This window comes from Paraburkholderia fungorum, from assembly GCF_046026025.1.
Taxonomy (GTDB): domain Bacteria; phylum Pseudomonadota; class Gammaproteobacteria; order Burkholderiales; family Burkholderiaceae; genus Paraburkholderia; species Paraburkholderia fungorum_E.
On record NZ_JAQQFL010000031.1, the window covers coordinates 45858 to 61751 of the forward strand.

Here is a 15894-nt window from a genome sequence, read left to right on the forward strand (position 1 = left end):
AACCGCGTGGCAACACTCAAGGATGTCGCGGCATTGGCGGGCGTTGGGATGTCGACTGCGTCGCGAGCCATTTCCGGTAAGGGACCCATTTCAGCCGATGCCGCCGCCCGTGTGAAGGCCGCAATCGAAGCGCTGAATTTCCGCCCGTCGTCGATCGGCCGGGCCATGGCCACGCAGTCGCTCGGCATGATCGGCATTTTCGTGCCGACCTTCTTCGGCTCCTACTACGGCACGATTCTCAAGCAAACCGACACCGAACTGCGCGCGGTGCGTCGTCACGTGGTGGTGGCGACCGGTTGCGGGGAAGTGTCGCCGCGCGAGCAGGCCATCGAGGCAGTGCGCTTTCTGATCGGCCGCGATTGCGACGGCGTGGTGGTGATCAGCCACGATCTGCACGACGAGGATCTGGACATGCTGCATCGCATGCACCCGAAGATGGTGTTTCTGAATCGCGCGTTCGATCAGTTGCCGGAGGCGTCGTTCTGCGCGGATCATCGACGCGGCGGCGAACTGGCGGCACGCACGCTGCTCGATCACGGGCATCGGGATATCGCGGTGATATCCGGCCCGTTCAGCGCGTCGGACAATCAGACCCGGCTCGAAGGCTTCTTTGCGGAACTATTGCGCGAGGGCATCGCACGCGAGGATGTCACGCTGATCGAGTCGGACTTCTCGCCGGAAGGCGGCTATCTGGCCGCACAGAAGCTGCTCGATTCGAAGCAGCGCTTCACGGGGCTCTTTTGCGCGAACGACACGATGGCGGTGAGCGCACTGGCGCGTTTCCATCAGGCAGGCATTGCCGTACCCGACGAAGTCTCGGTGATCGGCTATGACGATGACTATTCGGCCGCCTTTGCCGCGCCGGGTCTCACCTCGGTGCACATCCCGACGGCGGAGTTGACGCAGAACGCCGTACGCTGGCTCGTGAATCAGTGCTACCGGACTTCGTGGGAGATTACCCGCGAGTTCCCGGTGAGCGTGACGATGCGCGAGTCGGTGGGGCAGGCGCCGGGTGCGCTGACGCGCAGTGCCGGGTCTGCTTACGTCCCGCTGCGCAGCGACTGCTCGTAGCGCAGGCGCGCTTCTTCGTCGAGCCGGGTGTCTTCGAGTTCCTGCAGCACGCCTTCGAGATCGATCGGCGTGGTGTCGAGTTCGACACGGCCGGTCAACTCGGCATCCACGTGCAAGGCGCCCGCTTCGTATAGCGACCAGATTTCCTTGCCGTAGCTCGTGTCGAGCAACGCGGGCGCGAAGCGGCCGAAATACGTGGCGAGGTTGTTCACGTCGCGCTCCAGCATGGCCGGCGCTTCCAGATTGCCGGCGGCATTCACGGCTTGCGGCAGGTCGATGATCACCGGGCCGTCTGTCGCGAGCAGGATGTTGTATTCGGACAGGTCGCCGTGAATCATGCCGGCGCACAACATGCGCACCACCTGGTTGAGCAGCAGCGCGTGCAATTCGAGCGCGCGAGCCTCGGTCATTTCGACATCGTTCAGACGCGGCGCGACGTTGCCGTCCGCATCGGTCACCAATTCCATCAGCAACACGCCGTCCGTGCAGATGAACGGCTGCGGCACGCGCACGCCGGCATTGGCAAGCTGGAACAGCGCATCGACTTCGGCGTTCTGCCACGCCTGTTCCTGCACTTCGCGGCCGTAGCGGCTGCCCTTTTCCATCGCGCGCTGCTGGCGGCTGTTCTTGACCTTGCGGCCCTGCTGATAGGACGCGGCCTGGCGGAAACTGCGCTGTTTGGCGTCCTTATAGACTTTCGCGCAGCGCGTGGATTCGCCGCTGCGGACCACGTAGACGGTGGCTTCCTTGCCGCTCATCAACTGCGAGATGACTTCGTCGATCAGGCCTTCCTCGACCAGCGGGAGCAGACGTTTGGGTGTTTTCATGCGACCGCCAAAGAGCGGTGGGCGACTGATCGGCCGTGTGCGGCCGTTTGACGGGGGAGAGAGTGCGGGATTCGGGTCATGCCGGATTATAAGGGGTGGCGCCGTTCTGCCCGACCACCCCCTTCAACAATGGCCCGATTGCCTGTTCGATGCAGTGGACGAAATACTCCGCCGGCCGGGTCAACTGCGATTCCTGCGGTGACAGCAGATACAGCTGCAACGGCGGTGGCGCGACGGGCAGCGCGAGGCGCACGAAGCTCTGCCCGAGCAAGGTTTCTTCGAGCGAATGCGTGGTCCACGCGAAGATCGCGTCGGTGCTGATCGTCAGGCTATAAAACAGCGCGTACGACGTGCAACGCGTGATGCGCCGGGGTGGCGCGAGCCCGGCGGATTCGAACATCGCCCGGACAAAGCCCGGATAGTTGTCCGTCACGTCGGTGTGAATCCACTCGGCGTCCTGCACCGCTTCGAGTGACGCCGCGTCCGCGTAGGGACTCTGCGCGCGCGTCACGAACACGGTCTCGAACGAGACCATCCGTTTCACGCTCGCCAGATCGCCCACCGGTCGCGCGAAGGCGGCGAACGCCAGATCCAGCGTGCGATTGCGGAGTTGTTCGTGCAACTGGTTGAAACCCAGCTCGCGAAACTCCAGCGTCACCATCGGCCAGCGTTTGCGAAATTCGACAAAGGCCTCGGCAAGCCCCGTCGTACCGACGATCGGCGTGATGCCGATCACCAGGCTGCCGTCGCGCAGCCCCTTCAGATGCGCCATATCCTCCTCGGCGCGCTCCATCTCGCGCACCACGGTGCGCGCCCGGCTCACCAGCGCCGCGCCTTCTGCCGTGGGCACCACGCCCCACGGATTGCGCTCCAGCAGCCGCACGCCGAACTCCGTCTCCAGTTCCCGCACGGCCTTCGTGATGGCCGGTTGCGTCACGTACAGCGCTTTGGCCGCACCGTTGATGCTGCCGGTCGAGGCAATCGCGACCAGTGCCCGCAGATGATGAATTTTCATGATGCGGAATATAGCACTGGTAGTTATGCACATCAAAATTTGTGCTTATTTGTTTTCGGGCCGGATCTTTACGCTTGGCTTCGACGGTTGCGAAACGACAGCCGGCTTAATCGGAGCCATACGAATGACGCAGTCTTTTCCCCAGCTTCTCGCCGAACTGCGCGAGACCGAGCACGAATTCATTTCGATTCGTCACGACATCCACGCGCATCCGGAACTCGGTTTCGCTGAAACGCGCACCGCCGAACTGGTCGCGCGCAAGCTCGCCGAATGGGGCTATGAGGTGACGACGGGCGTCGGCGGTACGGGCGTGGTCGGCCAGTTGCGGCGCGGCGCGTCGAGCCGCACGCTGGGCCTGCGCGCCGACATGGACGCGTTGCCGATCCAGGAAGCCACCGGCCTGCCGTACGCGAGCACCGTCGCGCAGACCATGCACGCGTGCGGCCACGACGGCCACACCGCGATCCTGCTGGCTGCCGCGCATCGCCTTGCGACCCGAGGCGAATTCGACGGCACGCTGAACCTGATCTTCCAACCCGCGGAAGAGGGCTTGGGGGGCGCCTCGAAGATGATCGCGGACGGCCTGTTCACGCGCTTTCCGTGCGACCAGGTGTTCGCGTTGCATAACGCGCCCGGCCTGCCGGTCGGCCACTTCGCGCTGCGCCACGGCTGCATGATGGCGTCGTCCGATTCGGTAACGATCACCGTGACCGGCAAGGGCACCCATGGCGCGATGCCGCAGTTGGGCTGCGATCCGATCGTCGCGGCGGCCAACATCGTGCTGGCCTTGCAATCGATCGTCGCGCGCAACATCGAGCCGACCCGCGCGGCCGTGGTGACAGTCGGCGCGATCCACGCCGGCACCGCACCCAATGTGATCCCCGAAACCGCCACGTTGAAGCTTTCGGTGCGCGCGCTCGATTCGGACACGCGCGACAAGGTCGAAGCGCGGATCCGCAGCATCGCGCAATTGCAGGCGCAAACCTACGGCGCCACGGCGGAAGTCGACTACCGCCCGATCTCGCGCCCACTCGTCAATCATCGCGGCGCGGCCGACCTCGCGATCGAAACGATCGAAGCGCTCGCGGGACCGCAGGGCTACACGCTGATGCCCGATGCGGTGATGGGCAGCGAAGACTTCTCGTGGATGACCGAAGTGGTGCCGGGCTGCTATGTGGTGCTCGGCAACGGCGTCGACTCGAAAGGCGGTTGCGCGGTCCACAACCCGGAATACGACTTCAACGACGCGGCGCTCAGCTGGGGTGCCGCTTATTTCGTCGGACTCGCTGAGCGGTGTTTGAGCGTGTCCTGAGCATTGCATATCAATCGCAAATGAGGAGTAGGGAGACCCATGAAAAAATGCATCGCAATGAGCGCGGCACTGCTGACGCTCGGGACAGGCACGGCGCACGCCGAGCCGTATCAGATGACCTTGCTGAGCGCACTGCCGGAGTTCAACGGCAGCCTGCGTGAAGGCGTGGCGTTGTACGGCTCGGTCGATATGGGCATCAACTATCAGACCGTGGGCGGCAAGTCGTTGGTGCAAACCCAGAGCGGCGGCGAATGGACCTCGAAATTCGGCCTTTTCGGACGGGAAGATCTGGGCGGCGGTCTGCGCGCCGAATTCAACCTGGAAAACGGTTTCCTGGCCAATAACGGCGCCATGCAGGACAGCACGTCATTCTTCAATCGCGAGGCATGGGTAGGGCTGAACTCCTCGACGTATGGCCGCGTGCGGTTCGGCAAGCAGATCGGCACGGGCTTGCCGCTCTTCGTCGATGTGTTCGGCACGGTGGGCACCAACTCGGCCTATACATGGCTCGGCACCGCCGTCGTGCAGACACCAAAGGGCTTCGGCTACAACAGCGATCTCGGCGCGGGCGCGACGCAACTGGCCGCGCGGGTGAACAACGCGATCACGTACCTGTCGCCGAGCTTTGCGGGCTTCAGCACGGAACTGATGTACGCGCCGAGCAACGTGGCGGGGCAGTCGCCTACCGCGGCGGCGCAGGGCGCCCTGCTGCAGTGGTACGACGGCACGACCTACCTGACGGGCACCTACAACCAGGTGTGGGGCACGACAGGCACAGGCGCCACGAGCACCGTGCGCAACGATCTGTACGGTCTCGGGGTGGTGGTCGACACCGGCAAGATCGTGTTGTCGGGCGCGTTCAACCAGTACGCGCCGAGGCTCGCCAACGACGGCATTGCGCGCGTCTATACGCTCGGCACGATCTGGCCGGTCGGGCGCAATGCGTTTCGCGCTTCGGTGGTGTATCGCGATACGTCCGGTGTGCACGACTCGGCAAACAACCCCGCAAAAGATTCGGCATTCGGCGTGATGCTCGGCTACGACTACACCCTCTCCAAACGCACGGGGTTGTATGCGCGCGCCGGCTTCATCCGCAACTACGGTATTTCCACCGTACTGCTGAACAATAATCCGCTGCCGACGCAACCCGGCAGCAGCGCGCCGGAACTCGGTACGACGCCGGTCACCATGTCGCTGGGCATGTATCACAACTTCTAGGCGCACCGTTCCCCATGAATGCAATCCAACACACCGCAAGTGCCGTCGCGAGCCATGCAGCGGAGCAGCGCGCGTCGCGCCGGACCATCTTCGCCGCGGCGCTGGGCAATGGCCTCGAGTTCTTTGACTTTACGGTCTATAGCTTCTTCGCCGCGGTGATCGGCAAACTGTTTTTTCCGGCTGGCAGCGAAGTCGGCGCGCTGATGATGTCGCTTGCGACGTTCGGCGTTGGCTTTGTCGTGCGGCCGCTTGGCAGCATCGTGATCGGCGCCTATGCCGACCGCGCGGGCCGCAAGCAGGCCCTCGTCCTCACGGTGTCGCTGATGGCGCTCGGCACCGGCATGATCGGCCTCGCGCCGACTTACGCGACGATCGGTCTGGCTGCGCCGGCGATCATCGTGCTGGGGCGTTTGCTGCAAGGCTTTTCGGCGGGCGGGGAAGTGGGCGCGGCGACCACCTTGCTGATGGAGTCGGGCAGCGCGGGGCGGCGCGGTTCGCTGGTGAGCTGGCAGATGGCCTCGCAGGGCGGCGCGGCGCTGGTCGGCGCGCTGGTGGCGGCGACGCTTTCGCGCAGCCTGTCGCACGAGGCTTTGCTCGCATGGGGATGGCGCGTGCCCTTTCTGATCGGGTTGCTGATCGGCCCGCTCGGGTTCTATCTGCGCCGGCATCTCGACGAGACCTTGCCGCCCGCGCATGCAGCGAAAGCGGCTTCGCACAAGGCTCGCATCGAATGGCGGCAGATCGTGGCAGGCACGATGCTGGTGATCGGCGGTACCTCGTCGATGTATGTGATCGTGTTTTTCCTGCCGTCGTTCCTGACCATGACGACGGGCATGCCTGCCGCGGTGTCGCTGCTGGCCGGTTGCACGGCAGGCCTCGTGCTGCTGGTCGGCTCGCCGTTCGCCGGCCGTCTCGCGGACCGCATGCCGCGTCGCAAGACCTTGCTGTACGCGGCATCCGTCGTGTCGCTGGTCGTGCTGCTGCCGGCGTTCTACGCGATCAGGACCTGGCCGTCGATCTATACGGTGGTGCTGGTCGTATTCGTACTGATCGGCTTGATGACGCTTTCGAGTCCGGCGGGTTTCGTGCTGATTCTCGAAGCCTTCAAACCGGAAGTGCGGGCGACCTCGCTGGGCATCATCTACGCGTTGGGCGTGACGATTTTTGGCGGCTTCGCGCAATTGATCGTCAGTGCGTTGTGGCGCGTGTCAGGTAGTTTTTACGCCCCGGCCTGGTACGTGCTGACGTGTGGACTGCTGAGTTTCGCCGGCGTCGTGCTATTCAAGGAAGCGAAATAAGGCGGTTGCACTTTTATGGTGCCTTCGGTGGCACGCGTGCCTCCCTTGCTTCCCGTGTCTCGTGCGCCTGGTGGGCTGAGGCCGGATGCGCGAACCCTGCGTCGCCGTAAGTGCGCAGCACTTCAGAGATGATCACCTGGTAGCCATCGAGCCAGTTGGCCTGCGCTGCTTTCGCCTCCAGATGCGCGGGGTGCTGCATCAACGCCTGCAATGCGTCGAGCGACGCCCAGTAGTACACGTTCGACGTCAGTCCGGTTGAGGCGTTGTCCCACGCCTCTTCGCCGAGATAGCCGGGAATGGCCTTGGCGGCGGTGGCGATGATCTCGTCGAGCCGGTGAAAGCGGTCGTCCAATTTCCCGGTTGCGAAGATGAAAGTTGAGGTGTACATGGCGTAACCGGTTTGTAGGCAGGTGAGCGTTTGCGCATCATAGCGCGTCGTATCGAATGCTCGACTGTCGGCGTGATGGGCCGTATTTTCAGATCTATTTTTCGCAAGCCGTCTGCCATGCGGTCGTAACGAGGTTGTAATACTCCGCAATAGTGTTTTGCGTTTTCCCTCATTCAATTCGCACCGCAATCGCTTAAACTCGGTGGTAACAATTTGTTACGGGGTGCGAGATGTTGGCCGTGTTCATCATCGCCTGTCCGATCGGCATCGCCGCGTTGTTTGGTTTCGCGCGGCATGTGGATCCGCTGACGGGGCAGTTCAGGCGTTAACCCCAAGTGGGCCGCTTTCAGTGGCGAGTGCGGCGTTCGGCGTTCGGGTTCAAAGCCCGCGTTTGGAGCCCGGGTTTGGCGTCACTCAGCAGGCTTTAGCCCGTTTCTTTCGCCGATCAACGCCCTCAATCCTTGCCTTTATGTGCCGAGTCACGGCACGATGCGCGATAACCTAAGTTCGGGGCACCATCGCGCATGCGAGATTTTCTGGCAACTATCACGACACGCCTTGGCGTGCTGAAGGGCGTTCTTCCTTTGAGCCGCGCTGCGGCGGCGCGCGATGCACTGGCCGGCGTGCAACTGGCGTCAATGGATATTCCGCAGGTGCTCGGCTACGCGCGCATTGCCGGCATGCCTGCCGTTACGGGTCTTTACACCGTCTTTCTGCCGCTTATCGCATTCGCGTTCTTCGGCGCGTCGCGGCACCTCGTGGTGGCCGCCGACTCCGCCACCGCCACCATTTTCGCGAGCCGGCTCTCGACCATGGCGCCGGCTTCGAGTGCCGAATATGCAGCGCTCGCCGGAATGGTCGCTTTGCTCACCGCCGCGCTCCTGTTCATCGCGCGGATCTTCAAGCTCGGTTTTCTCGCGGATTTTCTCTCTCGCACGGTGCTGGTCGGCTTCCTCGCGGGCGTCGGCGTGCAGGTCGGCATTGCCATGCTGGGCGACATGTTCGGCGTCCCCGGGCATGCCGCGACCAGCGTCGGCCAACTCGCGGCGGTGGTGCGCGAGTCGGCGCAGATCAATCTGCCGACGCTCGCTATTTCAGTGCTGGTCGTGGCGTCAATTCTGGTTTGCAAGCGCTTTTTGCCACGTGTGCCGGTGCCGTTGATCGCGGTGGTAGCGGGTATCGCAGCGAGCGATGTCTACGGTTTCGCGGCGCATGGTATCGCTGTTCTGGGGCCGGTGGCCGGAGGATTGCCGCCGCTGCGGATGCCCTCGGTCACGTGGCGGCAGTTGCTCGATCTGCTGCCGGTCGCGGCGTCCTGCTTCGTGATGATCGTCGCGCAAAGCGCCGCCGCGAGCCGTGTGTTCGCCGAGCGCTATCACGAAACCGTCGACACCAATGCCGATCTGCTGGGTATTGCCGCCGCCAATGCCGCGGCGGCGTTTTCCGGTGCGTTCGTGGTGAACGGCAGTCCGACGCAAACCGCCATGGCCGATCGCGCCGGTACGCGCAGCCAGTTGGCGCAGGTCGTATTCGCGCTGGTGGTGGTCGTGGTGCTGCTGTTTTTCAGCCGTTTCTTGCAGTACCTGCCGCACTGTGTTCTGGCCAGCATCGTGTTTACGATCGCTGTCGGTTTGATCAATGTGAAGACGCTGTTTTCGATTCGCCGCGAAAGTCCCGGTGAATTCACGCTGGCCCTATTCACCGCGGCGGCCGTGGTGCTGATCGGTGTCGAGCACGGCATTCTGGTGGCGGTGGCGTTATCGCTGCTGCGGCACGTGCGGCATAGTTACCGGCCACATACCATGATTCTCGTGCCCAGCGAAGGCGGTATCTGGGCGCCGGTGCCGGCCGCGCCGGGACTCCAGACCGCGCCCGGGCTGATCGTCTATCGTTTCGGCTCCGATCTGTTCTACGCGAACGACCATTTTTTCATCGACGACACCCGCGGTCTGATCGACCATGCGCCGAGCCCGGTGCACTGGTTCGTGATCGACTCCGGCGCGATCACCGACCTCGATTATTCGGCGGCGCGTTCGGTCGGCGAATTGTGCGAGACGCTAAAGAAGAGCGGCGTCGACGTGATCTTCGCGCGCGTGAATCAGTATCTGCACTCGGATATGAACCGGCATGGAATCACGCCGATCGTCGGCGCGAATCGCATCTTCAGTACCTTGCATGAGGCGCTGCGCGTGGCGGGCGTGGAGCAGCCGGGCACGCGCAAAGAGGCGTCGTAAGCGAGGGCCTATAAGGAGGCGTCGTAAACGCCTGTTTGGCCGAAGGCGGCGGGTCGCGTCAGGTGGTGGGCTCTTCGTCGGCGAAGAAGTAGCCGATAAAAAAGCATGCACCTGCGAGCAGCGCCCCGAGCACGGCCACCGTATACGCGAGCGCGGTGCCCTGCCAAAGACCGCCGAACCACTCGTGAAGCTGCGCCATAACCACCTCCGCAGTGCCGCCGATGCGCTGCAATTCGATCTGATAGCGCGGGTCTGCAATGCTGTACATGGAGACGGCGCTGTCGGGCGGCGGCGCCATGGCATAGATGATCGCTGCGGCGATCAGACTGCCGAGCAGCACAACGGCGCCTGCCAGATAAAGCCGCTTTTGAAATGGCGAGCGCGTTGCTGCCGGATTCAGGTCATTGCCACCGCTCATTGTGTTCGTCTGTCTACTCGCGTCATCAAGGTGACAGTATCGCAGAGCTGACGCGCTCTGAAGGCCCGGCTAGCTTTTCGACGTCAGCAGCTTGATCCCGGCAATGCCGAACATGATCGCGAGCGAGCCGTCCAGCCAGCGGCGGATCGCGACGTAGATGCGCCGCGCGGACGCGGTTGAAAACAGCACCGCGTAGCTGCTGAACACGGATACGCCAATCACCATGCAGCCGAGCACCACGGGCGCGGTGTGTGACGTGCCGCCGGCCGGCGACATGGCCAGCGACACGATCGAGAGCCACACGAGAATCGCTTTCGGATTGGTGAGGTGTAGCAGCAGGCCGCGCAAATAGAGCCGCTTGAGCGGTTCGCCTTCGCGTGTGGTCTGCGTGGGCAGCACTTCTGCGCGCAAGGCGGAGCGCGCGGATTTGAAGCCGAGCCACAGCAGATACAGTCCACCGGCAATCTTGATCGCCACCAGACATTCCGAGTAGGTGGCGAGTACCGCCGACAAACCCAGCGACGCCAGCAATGCCCAGAAGAACGAACCGGACACCACGCCGAGCGCGAAGGTCAGCGCGGATTTCCTGCCGGCGCTCATGGCAAGCGACATGATCGCGAGATTGCTGGGCCCCGGACTCGCCGTACCGACGAAGTAGGCGCTATAGGCGATCAGGACATCGGTGGTGAGGAATGTGCTGGCAGTCATGGGCGGGGTGACCTTGGAGACGGGCAAATCGCGCTGCTCGAGAGGGTACAGGCCGAGCCGCGCGGAGCGATATGAGTCCAACGATTCTGCCCGGCTGCGCGCGAATCGCACAGATACAGTTGCGGGCCCCCGCAACTGCACAATCGTGCGGGTGCCGGGTGCCGGGTGCCGGGCGGCTCAGGCGGCTCAGGTAGCTCAGGTCATTCAGTCCGCTCAGGCCGGCCGGAACAATTCACCCTCCCGCCGCTGTGCCGATGCAATCCGCCAACTCCCCCGCCACCGCTTGCCGGCTATGCCGTGGGCGTTGCACGAGCCCGATTTCACGGTGAAACGTCGCGTCGCCGAGTTCGAGGGCCTTCACGTTGGCGGGCCACCTGCTGAGTCCGGCCGTATTCGGAATCAGCGCCACGCCGATGCCGCGCGCGACGAGTTGCGCGATGCCCTGCAACTCGTCCAGCTCGATCACGTCATGCACGTTCAGCCGCGCGCGCCGCAGAAAGCGGTCGACCAGCCGGCCACCGAACGATCCACGGTCATAGCGGATGAACGGCTCGCTTTTGAGCAGCTCGCGCCAGGAGCGCTTGCCACGCGCGAGCGCTTTGGGCGCCAGTAGCACGAACGGCTCGGTGACGAGCGTGCGCCATTCCAGTTCGGACGGCAGCGCGAAGGGCGGTTTGATGATCACCGCGAGATCGAGTTCGCCCGAGTCCACCTGGCCCAGCAAACCCAGCGACACGCCGGGCACGACGCGAATCCGCCAGCCGGGGCGGTCGTCGCGAAAGCGGGCCAGCGCGTCGGCGAGAAACGAGACTTGCGCGGATGCAATCGCGCCCACCCGCAGCATGCCGCTTTCGGCCGCACCCGCGCCGCGCTCCGAGAGCCGTGCGTACAGCGTCATCATTTCTTCGGCGAGCGCGAGCGTTTCGCGGCCCGCGTCGTTGAGTGTGGCGGAGCGCCCCGTGCGGTCGAACAGCGCGAAGCCGAGTTCCTCTTCGAGCCGCTGCATCTGCGCGCTCACGGCGGATTGCGTCAGGCCGATGCGCGCACCCGCGCCGGAAAACGTACCGTACTGGCTGACGGCGATAAAGGTCTTGAGTTCGCTGAGCATCGTCGATTGATCGATTCTGGTGTTGGTCAGGTCAAATATATATCGTTTTTCACCATTTTTGGTCATGGTTAAAATTGGCCTCACGCGTGCGGCTTCAGGGGCTGCTTCATGGACCGCTTCATAGTCCGCTTCATAGACCGCTTCATAGTCCGCCTCATGGACCGACACGCGATCCCACTTTCCTCTCTGCGAGTTTTCCCATCATGAGCGTTGCCGAAACCGTTTTGCCGCCGTTCCATCTGGCGTTTCCTGTGCATAGTCTTGCCGCTGCACGCGAGTTCTACGGCGAGTTGCTCGGCTGTCCGGAAGGGCGCAGCTCACCGGACTGGGTCGACTTCAACTTCTACGGCCATCAGATCGTCGCGCACCTCGCGCCTGAGGAAATCGGCCACCGGCACACCAGCAAGGTCGACGGCGACGCGGTGCCGGTGCGCCACTTCGGCGCGGTGCTCTCGATGGCGCAATGGCAGGCCGCCGCGGACAAGCTGCAACAGGCCGGCATCGACTTCATCATCGAGCCGCATGTGCGTTTCAAGGGCGAGGTCGGCGAACAGGCGACAATGTTCTTCCTCGATCCGTCGGGTAACGCGCTGGAATTCAAGGCGTTTGCGGATATGTCGTCGTTGTTTGCGAAGTAAGCCCGGGACATGGGCAAGGACGCCGGCGGCACGCGCCGGCGCCTGGAAAGGATAAGGCCGGTCGACCCTCACGGTTGACCGGCCTTATTTGCGTCATGCCGACGTTCAGCGATTCACCAGCCGGGCCGGAATGAACACCAGGATCAACACGGCGGAAAGCGTCAGCGTGCAGGCCGTCAATACGAGCCCCGACGCCAGCGTATGCGTGTAGCCCTTGAGCCAGCCGATCACGGTCGGACTGATGAAGCCGGCCAGGTTGCCGGTGCAGTTGATCAGCGCGATCCCCGCCGCCGCGCCGCTGCCGCCGAGAAACGCGGTGGGCAGCGCCCAGAACATCGGCAGCGCGGTGACCACGCCGGAAACGGCCAGGGTGAGCCCGATCATCGACAGCAGCGAGCTGTCACCGTTGGCCGCGCACAGGCTGAAACCGCTTGCCGCCACCAGCGCGGGCACGACGATATGCCAGCGGCGCTCGCGCGTGCGGTCCGCGTGACGGCCGACGGTGATCATCGAGATCAGCGCCACCGAGTAGGGAATCATCGTCAGCAGGCCGATCATCAAGGGATCGTCGATTCCCGTGCCGCGAATGATGGTGGGTTGCCAGAAACCGATGGCGTAGGAACCCATCACCACGCCGAACAGCACGAGGCACAGCAGCCAGACGCGCGCCGAGCCGAACACCGCGCGCACCGAGCTATGCGTACGCACCACGGTGTCGGCGTCGATCTCGTTCTGAATCAGGCGCTTTTCTTCGCTGCTGAGCCACTTCGCGTCGGCCACGCGATCGTCGAGCCAGCGATAGATGACGAAGCCGAGCGCGATTGACGGCAGCGCTTCGACGATGAACAGCCACTGCCACCCTTCGAGTCCTCCCGCGCCGTTGAAAGCGTGCATCAGATAGCCGGACAGCGGGCCGCCTAACAAACCGGAGACGGGAATGCCGGCCATCAGCAGCGCGGTCATCCTGCCGCGCCGGTGCGAGGGGAACCAGTAAGTGAGGTACAGGATCATGCCGGGGAAGAAGCCCGCCTCGGCAACGCCGAGCAGAAAACGCACGACATAGAACATCAAGGGCGTGTGTACCCAGGCGGTGACCATCGACAGCAGTCCCCACGTAATCATGATGCGGGCGATCCAGCGTCGCGCGCCGAGGCGATGCAGCAGCAGGTTGCTCGGCACTTCGAACAGAAAGTAGCCGATGAAGAAGAAGCCGGCGCCGAGGCCGTAAGCCGCTTCACTGAAATGCAGGCTGTTGAGCATCTGCAGTTTCGCAAAGCCGACGTTCACGCGATCCAGATAAGCGACCACGTAACCGACGAACAGCAGCGGCATGAAGCGCCACGCGACGCGCCGGAATAGCTGATCGGCCGGATTCACATCGGCCGTGACAGGGTAGGACGTTTGGGTTAGCAAGACTTGTCTCCTGGCCCGCCGTGCTGATTGTTTTGAAGGCTTGGGCGGGCGAACGATGTGAGAGTGTAAGGGCAGGTGAGCCGCGTTTCCATGACTAGGCGGGGCTGATCTCCTGACGGCCGGCCGCGAGCGTTGCGGCGTCTTCGATTTCGAAGCCGATCTGGGTGAGCGCCTCTTGCAAGTCATGTTGCTGGGCGTCGTCGAGTTCGACTAGCGGCGCGCGCAGCGCGGCCCATTGCGGATCGCCCGATTGCCAGGCGATCGCGGCCTTCATCGCGGCGATGATCGGGTAGCGCTGGAATATCGCGCGCGTGTCGTTGAGCCGTTGTTGCTGGCCGGCGGCATCCGCCTCGCGCCATGTTTGCGCAAGACGCACGATCGCGGCCGCGTTGACGTTGCCGGTCGCCGTGATGCAACCGGCGCCGCCATTCTGAAGGGTCGGCAGCAACAGCGTCTCGGTGCCGGCGAAGACATCGAAGCCCGCGTTCTGGAACTCCTTGAGCAGCGTGGCGGTGTGATTCCAGTCGCCGGAACTGTCCTTGATGCCGGCGATCACGCCGGGATAGCGCATGAGAAGACGCTCGATCAGGCCGAAGCTGATACCGATCTGGGCGACCGGCGGGATGTGATACAGATAGACGCGCAGGCGGGCATCGGCCACTGCTTCGATGACTTCGGCAAAGCCGCGAAACAGCCCTTCGTCGCTTACGCCTTTGTAGAAAAACGGCGGCAGCATCAGTACCCCGGCGCAACCGCTGCTCACTGCATGGCGTGTGAGTTCGATCGCATCGGGCAGCGCGCAGGCGCCGGTGCCCGGCATCATCCGTCCGGGCGGCAAGCCGGCGTCGAGCAACGCATCGAGCAGCGCGCGCTTTTCGCGGACGGCGAGCGAGTTCGCTTCCGAGTTGGTGCCGAACACGGCGAGTCCTACACCCTGGCGTTCCAGCCAGCGGCAATGGTTGATGAAGCGGGCGGGCGAGGGCGAGCGGTCGGCGTTGAACGGCGTGAGTACCGGCGACAGGACGCCGCGTAAGCCGGACATGGGCGTGCTCATGAGCGTGTCTCCTTCGATGTTGCGTTGTTCGTATAGGTCAGGTCGGGTCCTTGAATGCATGGCAATGCCGGGTAGGCCGGGCAGGCCAGGGCCAGTGCAAGGCATTCAGGCGCCGACGCAGTATTGCGTGACCGTGAACAGCGAAGAAGCGCGAGCCGCTTGCTTCAAACGTTAATTATTTTTGTGTTTCGCGAGGCGCGGCATTCAGTTCCTGCGCGGCCTTGAGGAAGGCGTGGACAAGCCGCATGCGCGCCGACGAGCGCCCCCACAACAAACCGACCACGCGTTTCGGAAACGCGTGCGGTAACGGCCATTTCGCGAGCGACAGCCCGGAAAAGCGCGTCATCAACCAGTCCGGCACCAGGGATACACCCAGGCCCCGGTCCACCATCACCGCGATGGCATCGAGCCCGTCGAGCTCGCAGCGCTGATGCGGCTGGATGCCGTGCTGCCGCAAATACCCGTCGGCGAGTTGTCCGCCGACCACATTGCGGTCGTAGCGCACGAACGGCTCACGTTGCAGCACGGCGTGTGGATCGTCGACCGCCATCGACGCGGGCGTGAGCAGCACCAGCGGTTCTTCACGAAAGGTGTGCCAATCGCAGCTTTTCGGCAGATCGAAGAGCGGCTGCACCAGCATCGCCGCATCGAGATCGCCGCTCACCACCTTGCGGTAGAGCTCGACCGAATTGCCCGGCTCCAGATAGATATCGATCTGCGGGTGCCGCGCGAGCAGCCCGGCCAGCACGTCGGGAATCAGGCTCGTCATCATGGTGGGGGTGCCGCCCAGCCGCAGTTGACCGGCGAGCACGGATTCGTCGTTCAGGTCGGATTTCAGGTCGCGGATATCGTGCAGCACCGCGCGGGCGCGTTCCAGAATGCGCTCGCCGGCCTCGGTCGTGCCGACCGTGCGGCCGGAACGGCGCACCAGCTTCGCGCCGAGTTCCTGTTCGAGCATTTTCACGCGCTGCGCCACCGCGGCGGGCGTCAGATCGAGTCTGCGCGCGGCTTCGGCAATCGATCCGAGTTCGACCACATAGACAAAGCTCTGCAGATAGCGCGAGTCCATCGAATAGAATTTTTATCTTTTGAAGAAGCCAAAGGATACTGTTTTTGACGCCTTGCGGCTATCACACTTCGATCTCACCGAACGCGCATCAGACGCGGACGGCCAGCAAATTTGGAGGAGTGT

General features: G+C 63.6%; 15 protein-coding genes. 6 read left to right on the top strand and 9 right to left on the bottom strand.

Translation table 11 applies throughout. The annotated features are described in order from the left end of the window. Positions 1-6 precede the first annotated feature (6 nt). Complete coding sequence (locus PQR67_RS28265) at positions 7-1071, top strand: LacI family DNA-binding transcriptional regulator (RefSeq protein ID WP_408466138.1); 1065 nt, start codon at positions 7-9, stop codon at positions 1069-1071. Here PQR67_RS28265 and PQR67_RS28270 read toward each other — a convergent pair. Both PQR67_RS28270 and PQR67_RS28275 read right to left on the bottom strand, forming a co-directional pair. Continuing rightward, positions 1041-1898, bottom strand: a complete 858-nt coding sequence (locus PQR67_RS28270; RefSeq protein WP_408466139.1) for a PA4780 family RIO1-like protein kinase — start codon at positions 1896-1898, stop codon at positions 1041-1043. The two genes, PQR67_RS28265 and PQR67_RS28270, sit on opposite strands and share 31 nt — an antisense overlap. Before the next feature lie 76 nt (positions 1899-1974). Further along, entirely contained in the window at positions 1975-2913 is a 939-nt protein-coding gene (locus tag PQR67_RS28275; protein ID WP_408466140.1) for a LysR family transcriptional regulator, read from the bottom strand. A 124-nt stretch (positions 2914-3037) separates the two neighbouring features. On the opposite strand from PQR67_RS28275, the gene PQR67_RS28280 reads away from it, so the two are divergent. From PQR67_RS28280 to PQR67_RS28290, 3 genes are read left to right on the top strand one after another with little or no spacing between them, the layout of a single operon-like run. Continuing rightward, entirely contained in the window at positions 3038-4225 is a 1188-nt protein-coding gene (locus PQR67_RS28280; RefSeq protein WP_408466141.1) for a M20 aminoacylase family protein, read from the top strand. 39 nt (positions 4226-4264) lie between these two features. Next, the gene (locus PQR67_RS28285; RefSeq protein WP_408466142.1) at positions 4265-5443 is read left to right on the top strand and encodes a porin; all 1179 of its coding nucleotides are present in this window, start codon (positions 4265-4267) and stop codon (positions 5441-5443) included. A gap of 14 nt (positions 5444-5457) precedes the next feature. After that, entirely contained in the window at positions 5458-6741 is a 1284-nt protein-coding gene (locus PQR67_RS28290) for an MFS transporter (protein ID WP_408466143.1), read from the top strand. Positions 6742-6754: 13 nt separating this feature from the next. On the opposite strand, the gene PQR67_RS28295 is transcribed toward PQR67_RS28290, so the two are convergent. After that, positions 6755-7129, bottom strand: a complete 375-nt coding sequence (locus PQR67_RS28295; protein ID WP_408466144.1) for an antibiotic biosynthesis monooxygenase family protein — start codon at positions 7127-7129, stop codon at positions 6755-6757. 524 nt (positions 7130-7653) lie between these two features. On the opposite strand from PQR67_RS28295, the gene PQR67_RS28300 reads away from it, so the two are divergent. Continuing rightward, a complete protein-coding gene (locus PQR67_RS28300; protein WP_408466145.1) occupies positions 7654-9363 on the top strand; it encodes a SulP family inorganic anion transporter in 1710 nt (569 codons plus the stop codon). Positions 9364-9421: 58 nt separating this feature from the next. Here PQR67_RS28300 and PQR67_RS28305 read toward each other — a convergent pair whose 3' ends face one another. The 3 genes from PQR67_RS28305 to PQR67_RS28315 form a co-directional block, all read right to left on the bottom strand. Then, entirely contained in the window at positions 9422-9781 is a 360-nt protein-coding gene (locus PQR67_RS28305; protein WP_408466146.1) for a hypothetical protein, read from the bottom strand. Positions 9782-9850: 69 nt separating this feature from the next. Then, on the bottom strand, positions 9851-10489 hold the full coding sequence (locus tag PQR67_RS28310) for a LysE family translocator (protein WP_408466147.1): 639 nt from the start codon (positions 10487-10489) through the stop codon (positions 9851-9853). Between the two features lie 232 nt (positions 10490-10721). Next, positions 10722-11597, bottom strand: coding sequence for a LysR family transcriptional regulator (locus PQR67_RS28315; protein ID WP_408466198.1), 876 nt, complete (start codon positions 11595-11597; stop codon positions 10722-10724). A gap of 203 nt (positions 11598-11800) precedes the next feature. On the opposite strand from PQR67_RS28315, the gene PQR67_RS28320 reads away from it, so the two are divergent. Then, positions 11801-12235, top strand: coding sequence for a VOC family protein (locus PQR67_RS28320; RefSeq protein WP_279224762.1), 435 nt, complete (start codon positions 11801-11803; stop codon positions 12233-12235). A gap of 105 nt (positions 12236-12340) precedes the next feature. On the opposite strand, the gene PQR67_RS28325 is transcribed toward PQR67_RS28320, so the two are convergent. The 3 genes from PQR67_RS28325 to PQR67_RS28335 form a co-directional block, all read right to left on the bottom strand. Then, positions 12341-13648: an MFS transporter gene (locus tag PQR67_RS28325; protein ID WP_408466148.1), complete on the bottom strand. Its 1308-nt coding sequence runs from the start codon at positions 13646-13648 to the stop codon at positions 12341-12343. Between the two features lie 94 nt (positions 13649-13742). Beyond that, positions 13743-14702, bottom strand: coding sequence for a dihydrodipicolinate synthase family protein (locus PQR67_RS28330; protein WP_408466149.1), 960 nt, complete (start codon positions 14700-14702; stop codon positions 13743-13745). A gap of 175 nt (positions 14703-14877) precedes the next feature. Beyond that, a complete protein-coding gene (locus PQR67_RS28335; protein WP_408466150.1) occupies positions 14878-15771 on the bottom strand; it encodes a LysR family transcriptional regulator in 894 nt (297 codons plus the stop codon). Positions 15772-15894: the final 123 nt, after the last annotated feature.